This window comes from Aeromonas sp. ZOR0002 (assembly GCF_963866995.1).
Lineage (GTDB): Bacteria > Pseudomonadota > Gammaproteobacteria > Enterobacterales > Aeromonadaceae > Aeromonas > Aeromonas caviae.
This window is the reverse complement of the sequence record NZ_CAWMFQ010000307.1, coordinates 1-8,811: the sequence shown is the minus strand read 5'-3', so window position 1 is coordinate 8,811 and position 8,811 is coordinate 1. Positions and strand designations below refer to the sequence as shown.

11 protein-coding genes are annotated in these 8,811 nt (G+C 64.6%); 5 read left to right on the top strand and 6 right to left on the bottom strand.

All coding sequences use genetic code 11. From position 1 onward, the window contains the following. From AACR77_RS16980 to AACR77_RS16965, 4 genes are all read right to left on the bottom strand, one after another. Nucleotides 1-487: DUF4401 domain-containing protein (locus tag AACR77_RS16980; protein WP_042878530.1), on the bottom strand; the 487-nt coding region annotated here is incomplete at its 3' end. Then, a complete protein-coding gene (locus tag AACR77_RS16975) occupies nucleotides 480-1,418 on the bottom strand; it encodes a DUF2157 domain-containing protein (protein ID WP_042014993.1) in 939 nt (312 codons plus the stop codon). The genes AACR77_RS16980 and AACR77_RS16975, both read right to left, overlap by 8 nt. Nucleotides 1,419-1,635: 217 nt before the next feature. Further along, complete coding sequence (locus AACR77_RS16970) at nucleotides 1,636-2,193, bottom strand: TMEM165/GDT1 family protein (RefSeq protein ID WP_010675206.1); 558 nt, start codon at nucleotides 2,191-2,193, stop codon at nucleotides 1,636-1,638. A 253-nt stretch (nucleotides 2,194-2,446) separates the two neighbouring features. Then, nucleotides 2,447-2,776 (bottom strand): translation initiation factor, encoded by a 330-nt coding sequence (locus AACR77_RS16965; protein ID WP_010675205.1) that lies wholly within the window; start codon nucleotides 2,774-2,776, stop codon nucleotides 2,447-2,449. Between the two features lie 119 nt (nucleotides 2,777-2,895). Between AACR77_RS16965 and AACR77_RS16960 the strand changes: the two genes are divergently transcribed. From AACR77_RS16960 to AACR77_RS16950, 3 genes are read left to right on the top strand one after another with little or no spacing between them, the layout of a single operon-like run. Then, nucleotides 2,896-3,123 carry a FeoA family protein gene (locus AACR77_RS16960; RefSeq protein ID WP_010675204.1) on the top strand — a complete coding sequence of 76 codons (228 nt, stop codon included), beginning with the start codon at nucleotides 2,896-2,898 and terminating at the stop codon, nucleotides 3,121-3,123. Next, nucleotides 3,120-5,390: a Fe(2+) transporter permease subunit FeoB gene (feoB, locus tag AACR77_RS16955; RefSeq protein WP_042878527.1), complete on the top strand. Its 2,271-nt coding sequence runs from the start codon at nucleotides 3,120-3,122 to the stop codon at nucleotides 5,388-5,390. The genes AACR77_RS16960 and feoB overlap by 4 nt, the downstream gene beginning before the upstream one ends. Nucleotides 5,391-5,436: 46 nt before the next feature. Next, nucleotides 5,437-5,679 (top strand): FeoC-like transcriptional regulator, encoded by a 243-nt coding sequence (locus AACR77_RS16950; RefSeq protein ID WP_042878525.1) that lies wholly within the window; start codon nucleotides 5,437-5,439, stop codon nucleotides 5,677-5,679. A gap of 61 nt (nucleotides 5,680-5,740) precedes the next feature. Here AACR77_RS16950 and tapW read toward each other — a convergent pair whose 3' ends face one another. After that, nucleotides 5,741-6,877 carry a type IVa pilus ATPase TapW gene (tapW, locus tag AACR77_RS16945; RefSeq protein ID WP_042878523.1) on the bottom strand — a complete coding sequence of 379 codons (1,137 nt, stop codon included), beginning with the start codon at nucleotides 6,875-6,877 and terminating at the stop codon, nucleotides 5,741-5,743. 56 nt (nucleotides 6,878-6,933) lie between these two features. Then, complete coding sequence (locus AACR77_RS16940; RefSeq protein WP_010675200.1) at nucleotides 6,934-7,290, bottom strand: DMT family protein; 357 nt, start codon at nucleotides 7,288-7,290, stop codon at nucleotides 6,934-6,936. A 112-nt stretch (nucleotides 7,291-7,402) separates the two neighbouring features. On the opposite strand from AACR77_RS16940, the gene AACR77_RS16935 reads away from it, so the two are divergent. Further along, nucleotides 7,403-8,134, top strand: a complete 732-nt coding sequence (locus AACR77_RS16935; protein WP_042878521.1) for a substrate-binding periplasmic protein — start codon at nucleotides 7,403-7,405, stop codon at nucleotides 8,132-8,134. A gap of 75 nt (nucleotides 8,135-8,209) precedes the next feature. Further along, nucleotides 8,210-8,811 (top strand): iron chelate uptake ABC transporter family permease subunit (locus AACR77_RS16930; protein WP_042878518.1); only part of this gene is annotated, 602 nt, incomplete at its 3' end.

Here is an 8,811-nt window from a genome sequence, read left to right as displayed (position 1 = left end):
GGGCCAGCAGGTGCAGGCCGAGGCAGGCGAGGGCGAGGGTGAGCAGGATGGCGGCGGCGAAGCTGTGGAACAGCCTGATCAGCCAGTGCTCGAACAGGGCGGCCACCCCGAGGGAGAAGGCGGTCAGCCCGAACCAGAGCCACGCGACGCTCAGATCCAGCCTGTCCAGCAGGCCGTAGAGCAGCCAGGCATCTGCCGCCAGCGCCAGCGCCAGCACAAACTGATCCCAGAGATCGCTGCGGGTCGCCATGCGGTTGAGACCGAGGGCAGCGGCCATCAGCACCATCCCCATGGTGAGGGCGTTGTTGGGGTCGCGGGTCAGCTGCTCGAAGGCCATGAAGAGGAAGAAGAGCAGGAAGAGGGCGGCTATCCAGCCCACCATGCCGAGCAGAAAACGGCCCGACCAGTGGGGCTGTTCATCCCGGGGGGCATCCCCTTCCACAAGTTGGGCTGCACGCAGGCGCTCCCAGGGGGTGAGATCAGACATGCTGCCTCCGTTGTTGTTGCAGCCAGCGGCTGGCCATCACCGACAGGCCGATGGCGATGAGGGCCAGCAGCAAGAAGCCGTTCATGTCCGGCTCCATCCACTTGCCAAGGGCCGCGAGGATCACGGCGATGAGGCTCAGGCACCCCATGGCGAGCCCGGCGATGAACCTGTGGTGCCAGCGCAGGTAGGCGGCGCCGAGCCAGGCGAGCCAGGCAGGCCAGACCCAGGGAGAGGCGGCATCGAACAGGGCCAGCAGGGTAAGCAGGGTGATGCCGAGCCCCGCGGCCAGCCCCGCGAGCCAGGAGGGCATCAGGGCGTAGCGGGCGGGCACCAGGATGAGCAGACCCCAGAGGGCGGCGTTGAGCAGGGTCAGGCACCAGCCGAGGGCCTCCTCGTTGAAGGAGAAGAAGAGATCGAGAAGGCCGAGCCGCCAGTAGAGCACCAGGGCGAGCTGACCGAGCAGCCAGGCCAGGGTCCAGAGCAGCGGGCTTCTGCCAAGGGCCGCCAGCGGCAGCAGCATCAGGGCCCAGGTGGCGAAGAGCTGCCAGGGGTCGGCGCCGGTCTGGTAAGTCTGACCCACCAGGGCGAGCAGGGCGCCGAGGTTGAGGGCCAGGGCCAGCAGCAGGGCCTGGCGCGGGGTGTCACTCATGGGTTTGCGCCAGAGCACCAGGAGCATGGCGAGCAACGGCAGCTCCAGCAGGGCGAGACGTGAGAGGCGCCCCAGGGCCTGCCAGTTGAAGGCGACGAAGAAGACGAGGCCGGCGCCAAGGCAGAGGCAGCCGAGCCAGAGCAGCAGCCTGTCGAACAGCCACTGCCAGCGGGCAGGGCCGGGGGGCAGATCGCACAGGGCCAGGGCGGCAGGCAGCGAGGCCCGTGGCAGGCGGCCGCGCCTGACCCAGTCGAGCAGGGTCTGTCTTGAGGTGAGGTGCATGGGGGCTCCTGAAGCCGTGATGCCTGAAAGATAAGGCATTATGGCACGGCGCCGCGTCTCGGGGCAGGGGCGCCGTCGGCGCTGCGACACAGGTCGCGGCACGGGGCCATGTCTTTGCACTAAAAAGGCCCCCGCCGTGTGGAGGGGGCCTGAAGGACGTCCGGGGCGGCGGTGGCGATCAGTGCTCACGCTGATCCCCCGCCGGCTTCTTTGGAGGTCAGGCGAAGATCAGGGTGGAGATGCCAAGCCCCGCAAAGAGGATGGCGCAGGCAATGCGGATCCCCTTGAGGGGGAGCTTGTCGGCCCCGAGCTTGCCGAGCAGCACCACGGGCACGTTGGCCAGCATCATGCCGAGGGTGGTGCCGGTGATGACCTGGATCAGGGAGTCGTACTTGGCTGCCAGCAGCACGGTGGCTATCTGGGTCTTGTCACCGATCTCGGCGATGAAGAAGAGCACGAAGGTGGCCATGAAGGGGCCGTACTTGTCCAGGGAACTCTCTTCATCGTCCATCTTGTCCGGCACCAGGATCCAGGCGGCCATGGCGATGAAGGCGCCAGCGACCAGCCAGGTCATCACCTTGGGATCCATCCAGCGACTGATGAATTCCCCTATCCAGGCGGCACCCGCGTGGTTGAGCAGGGTGGCAGCCAGCATGCCGGCGATGATGGGCCAGGGTTTGCGAAAACGACAGATGAGCAACAGGGCCAGCAGCTGTGTCTTGTCGCCGATCTCGGCGATGGCAACGCTGATGGTGGAGGTTAACAAGGCTTCCATAAAAATGACCGGGGGACGGAATTGTTATAAACCAAAGACAAGCCTGCGCCATCCGTCCCCGGTTTTGGCACTGGCCCGTCAAAGGTCTTGTCAAATCCGGCATTGCCCGGATCACCCTGACCATGGTGAGTTGGCACCAAGTATGTTGATCAGGATCGCGCACGGAACGGGTCCGTGGCGAGACTACTCCCCCTCGATGGGAGCGGGCATTCTAGGGAAAAACCCCCGGTGAGGCAAGGCGCGGGATGGGGAATTATCCCCCCACCAGCTTGACCTGAAAGCCGGCCTTCTCCAGTTCGGCCTTGATAAGGTCCCGTTTGTCCCCCTGGATCTCGATGATCCCCTCCTTGAGACCGCCGCCGGTACCGCACTTTTTCTTGAGCAGGGTGGCGAGGGCCTTCTGCTGGTCGACGGGAACGCCGTGGATGCTGATGACCCCGGCCCCCTTGCGTCCCTTGGTCTCGCGGCGGATGCGCACGACCCCGTCGGCGGGGAAGGGGGAGGCGTGCTGGGCGGGGGCGGATTCCTTGATCATGCCGCCGTCCGTGCTGTAGACCAGGCGGCTGTTGTTGTCGTGACTCATGGCAATACTTTGTCGGTTAGCTAAGCGGAGTTTGATTTTACGCAAATAAATGTTGAGGGCACAGCTTATAATCCCCCCATTAAAAGCGAATTATTCTTGTTTAACTTCAGGAGCCCGTCATGGTACTCACAGAGCTGTCGCCGGGACAGAGCGCTCGCATCACGCACATGAACCACCTTGGCCGCGCCTTGCGGCGCAAGCTGATGGTGATGGGGCTGCTGCCCCAGACCGAGATCCTCTATCTGCGGGCCGCCCCCCTGGGGGACCCGCTCCAGATCCAGTGCCAAGGCATCTGCCTCTCCATGCAGCGGAGTCTGGCCCAGCAAATCGAGGTGGAGCCGGTATGAGCTACAACCTGGTCACAGTGGGCAATCCCAACAGCGGCAAGACCTCCCTGTTCAACGCCCTGACCGGCTCCCGCCAGCAGGTGGGGAACTGGAGCGGGGTCACCGTCGACAAGAAGATGGGGGCCTTTGCTGCCCGCGGGCAGGAATACACCCTGGTGGACCTGCCCGGCATCTATGCCCTGGCCAACCAGGAGGCGAGCCTGGACGAGCAGATCGCCAGTCGCTTCGTCCAGCGCCAGCAGCCGGATCTGCTGCTCAACGTCATCGATGCCGCCAACCTGGAGCGCTCCCTCTACCTCACCCTGCAACTGCGGGAGCTGGGGCTGCCCATGGTGGTGGTGCTCAACAAGATGGATCTGCTGCAAAAGCGGCGCATCACCATCGACGAGGCCTTGCTCGCCAAGGCGCTGGGGTGCCCCGTGGTGTCGCTCTCGGCCCACAATCGCCAGCAGGTGGCGGCTTTCAAAGAGGGGATCCACCAGTTTATCGGCCAGTCCCAGCCCGCCCTGGTGCTCGACTACGGTCAGCCCCTCGAGGGGGACATCGCCGAGCTGGAGACCCTGCTCGCCCCCCATCATCTGCATCGCCGTGGCCGCGCCCTGCGCCTGCTGGAGGAAGACATTGCCATGCAGGAGACCCTGGCGGCGGGGCAGCAGGCGGCGGCCGACAACGTGGTGAGTCGCGCCCACCACGCCCAGGACATCGACCTGCAACTCGCTGATTTGCGCTACGGCCATATCCACCACTGGTGCCAGCAGGCGTGCCGTCATCAGGACAAGCTCACCGTCGCCCAGAGCGAACGGCTGGACAGGGTGCTGCTCAACCGCTGGGTGGGCATCCCTTTCTTCCTGCTGGTGATGTACCTGATGTTCATGTTCGCCATCAAGGTGGGTAGCGCCTTCATCGACTTCTTCGACATCCTCGGGGGGGCCCTGTTCGTGGACGGGGTGCACCACCTGCTGGGGCTGATGAGTGCCCCCGACTGGCTGGGGGCCGTGCTCGCGGACGGCGTGGGTGCCGGTTTGCAGACGGTGGCGACCTTCATCCCCGTGGTGGGCTGCCTCTTTCTCTTCCTCGCGGTGCTGGAGAGCTCCGGCTATCTGGCCCGCGCCGCCTTCGTGGTGGACGCCCTGATGCGTCGCCTCGGCCTGCCCGGCAAGGCCTTCGTCCCCATGCTGATGGGCTTTGGCTGCACCGTGCCCGCGGTGATGGCGACTCGCACCCTGGGGTCGGAGCGCGAGCGGCTGATGACCTCGGCCATGGCACCCTTCATGTCCTGCGGTGCCCGTCTGCCGGTCTACGCCCTGTTCGCGGTGGCCTTCTTCCCCGAGTCGGGGCAGAACCTGGTGTTCGGTCTCTATCTGTTCGGCATCCTGATGGCGGTGCTCACCGGCCTCTTCCTGCGCAGCACCCTGCTGCCGGGCAAGAGCGACTCCATGGTGATGGAGATGCCCGATTACGAGTGGCCCCGTCCGGTGGACGTGGGGCTGCGCACCTGGCAGAAACTCAAGGGCTTCATCTTCGGCGCGGGCAAGACCATCGTCCTGATGGTGGCGGTGCTGAGCGTGCTCAATTCGCTGGGCACCGACGGCAGCTTCGGCAACCAGGATCAGGAGAACTCGGTGCTGAGCAAGCTGAGCCAGTCCGTGACCCCGGTGCTGCATCCCATAGGCGTGCGGGACGACAACTGGCAGGCCACGGTGGGCATCCTCACCGGCATCTTTGCCAAGGAGGCGGTGGTCGCTACCCTCAACAGCCTCTACGCCGGCGGCGCCGGTGATGAGGAGGAGAGTGAATACTCCCTGCTGGGCAGCCTGAAAGCGGCGCTGGCCACCATTCCCGCCAACCTGGCGGACATCGACCCCGCCGATCCCATGGGGCTCAAGGTGGGGGATCTGGAGGACAAGCAGGCGGCAGCCGAGGCCCAGGAGGTGGACACCTCCACCTACGGCAACATGCAGACCCACTTCGACGGCGTGGCCGGAGCCTTTGCCTACCTGCTGTTCGTGCTGCTCTACATGCCCTGTGCCGCCGCCATGGGGGCTCTGGTGCGAGAGACCGGTCGTCAGTGGGCCCTGTTCACCGCCGCCTGGTGCAACTACGTCGCCTTCCTGTGCGCCACCCTCTTCTATCAACTGGCGACCTTCGCCGCCCACCCGGCGCAGAGCCTGGTCTGGAGCCTGAGCTATCTGCTCTCCCTGGTGCTGCTCTGGTGGCTGGGGCGTCGTCACGGCGACATCGTCGCCCGCAAGGTGGTGACCCTGTGAAGGGGCTCATGGTCAGGGACGAGTGCGCCGAGAGGGAGGGTATTCTGTGATCCTGCGTGAACTGGGGGACTATCTGGCCCTGCACAAGAAGGTGAGCCGGCGGGCGCTGGCCCGCCACTTCCACACCTCCGAGGATGCGGTAGAGGCCATGCTCGGGGTCTGGATGCGCAAGGGGCGCGTCGCCAAGCGGGAGACCCGTGTGTGCGGCGGCTCCTGCTGCGGCAAGCACGAAGAGGTGACGTTCGAGTGGTGCGAGCCCGGCCAGATAGGGCTGATCCAGAAGGGGTGATGCCTGCCCACATGCAAAAGGGAACCCGAGGGTTCCCTTTTTCGTGGCCGCCGGGCCCGTCTCAGAAGAGGTCGCCCTCGTCCTTGGTGGGCTCCAGGCTCCAGCCGCTCGCCGCCGCACTGTTGCCAATCTGGCCCTTCTCACGCCAGAGTTTGATCTTGAGGCGCAGGTTGTTCTGGGAGTCTGCGTTCTTCACCGCCTCCTCCTCGTCGATCACCCCCTCGACCACCAGATCGAACAGAGTGCTGTCGAAGGTCACCATGCCAAGGGCCCTGGATTTTTCCATGATCTCCTTGAGGCCGCCAAACTCGCCGCGCTTGATGAGATCGCGCACCGTGTGGGTTCCGAGCATCACCTCCACCGCCGCCCGGCGCCCGCCGTCCGTGGTCTTCACCAGCCGCTGGGAGACAAAGGCCTTGAGGTTGTTGCCAAGGTCGTTGAGCAGCTGGGGTCTGCGCTCTTCCGGGAAGAAGTTGATGATGCGATCCAGCGCCTGGTTGGCGTTGTTGGCGTGCAGGGTGGAGATGGCCAGATGCCCGGTCTCCGAGAAGGCGAGGGCATGCTCCATGGTCTCCCGATCGCGGATTTCACCGATGAGGATGACGTCCGGCGCCTGGCGCAGGGTGTTCTTCAGGGCCGCGTGGAAGCTGCGGGTATCCACCCCCACCTCCCGCTGGTTGATGATGCTCTTCTGGTGGCGATGGACGAACTCCACCGGATCCTCGATGGTGATGATGTGGCCGCCGCTGTTGCGGTTGCGATGATCGATGAGGGCCGCGAGCGACGTGGATTTGCCGGACCCCGTGCCGCCGACGAAGAGCACCAGACCCCGCTTCTCCATGATGGTGTCGAGGAGCACCGGAGGGAGTTTGAGATCCTCGAAGCGGGGGATCTCGGTCTTGATGTTGCGCGCCACCAGGGAGACTTCATTGCGCTGCTTGAAGATGTTGACCCGAAAACGGCCTATCTGGGGCAGGGAGATGGCGAGGTTCATCTCCAGCTCTTTCTCGAACTGCTGTTTCTGCTCGAGATCCATGATGTCGTAGGCGATGCGGGCCACCGCGCCCGGCCCCAAGGGCTCCTGGGTGAGGGGGCGCAGGGCGCCGTTGAACTTGGCGCAGGGGGGGGCGCCGGTGGAGAGATAGAGATCGGAACCGTCCTGTTTGGCCAGGATCTGCAGCATGTCTCTCAATTCCATGAGGGGCCTCGTCGCTCAAAGGGCTGGGGGATGATGAATGGCTTGAGTGTACAGCCTCAGGCGCCGGTCAGTTTTTCGCGGAACACAAAAAAGACCGCGCCCAGGATGCACAGACCCGCCCAGAGGTAGTCCCACTTCAGATCTTCTTTCAGATAGAAGATGGAGAAGGGAACGAACACGGTGAGGGTGATCACCTCCTGCAGGATCTTGAGCTGGCCGACGGAGAGCACGGTGTGGCCGATGCGGTTGGCGGGCACCTGCAACAGGTATTCGAACAGGGCTATCCCCCAGCTCACCAGGGCGGCGATGATCCAGGGTTTGTGATTCATGCTCTTGAGATGGGCGTACCAGGCAAACGTCATGAAGACGTTGCTGCAGATGAGCAGGCCGATACTGGTCATGATGGGGTTCATTAGGTTCTCCTTTTAAATCAATGCATTTTATCTCGACTCCATGGGTTTTCATAAGTGGTGCTTGAGGGTATTTTTAGCTCACAAGGATGTAACAAAAGAAGGCGAAAGCTGGATGGGCAAGACAAGCTGGGGTGCGCTTTGTCTGTTGTTTGCCTGCTGGGCGCAAGGTGCGCCGACCCTGACGGTGGCCACCGATGTCTGGCCGCCGTTTCGCATGCTGGCAGAGAACGACGACTTCCAGGGGCTGGATATCGACATTCTGCGCCAGTTGCAGGCACGCAGCGGCATTGTGCTCACCCTCAAACGGGTGCCCTGGGGACGGGCACTCAAACAGATGCAGACCGGTCAGGTGGATCTGATGATAGGGCTGGCTCACACCGAGGAGCGGGCCGCCTTCATCGACTACCTGCAGCCGTCCTATTACCAGTGCCGGCCTGCCTTCTATGGCAAGCCCGCCGCCGTGGCAGGTCTCAGGCGCTACGAGGATCTGCGGGGCCGCGAGATTGGCTATGTGCTCAACTCCGCCTACTTCCCCCCCTTCGATGGCGACACCCAGCTAGACAAGCACGGGGTCCCCACCGAAGACCAGTTGCAGCGCATGGTGGAGCGGGGCCACCTGCCCCTGATGATAGGGACCGACTGCCAGGTGGATTACGCCCTGAGCCAGCGCAACGACGCCGGCCTCGTCAAGGCGCCCTTCCAGCCCCCCAACCCGGTGGTGCTCTACCTCGGGATGAGCAAGCACTCACCCCATCACGAGCTGGGCTCCAAGCTGGCGCAGGCGTTGCAAGCCATGGTGGAGAGCGGCGAGATAGCGGCGCTGGCCAAGCCCTACCAGCCTTGACCTTGGGTGGTAACGCGCTGTTATCATGCAGCTTTCCTGCCTGCCCCCCGGCGGGCCTCGCTTCTTGGGGATCCCGTGTATCTCGCTCTCATCCGTCGCCAGCAGCGCTGGCAGCGCCGCTGGCTGCTCCTGCTGTCGCTGCTGACCCTGGCCCTGTTCCTGCTCTCCCTCGCCCTCGGGGAGTTCGTGCTGCTGCCCTGGCAGCCGCTGGGGGATCTGGAGCTGCGCATCCTGCTGGAGCTGCGCCTGCCGCGCGCCCTGCTGGCTCTGCTGGCGGGGGCCTCCCTTGCCTGCGGCGGTGCCGTGCTCCAGGTGATGCTGCACAATCCGGTGGCGGAACCCGGCCTGCTCGGCGTCTCGAGCGGCGCTGGCCTCGCCGCCATGGTGGCGATGGCGGTGGCCAAGGGGCTCGGGCTCTATCTGCCGGGCTGGGGGCTGTCGCTGGCGGCCTTTGGCGGTGCCCTGGTGGTGACCATGCTGCTCATCCGTCTCGCACGCCGGGCACGGCTCGGCCATGGGCGGCTGCTGCTGTTCGGGGTCGCCATCGGCATCCTCACCAATGCGGCCATGACCTGGCTGATGTATTTCGCCGACGACGGCGCCTTGCGGGAATTCATGTTCTGGATGATGGGCAGCCTCGCCTACGGCAGCCAGCAGCTCGCCTGGTGGTGGCTGGT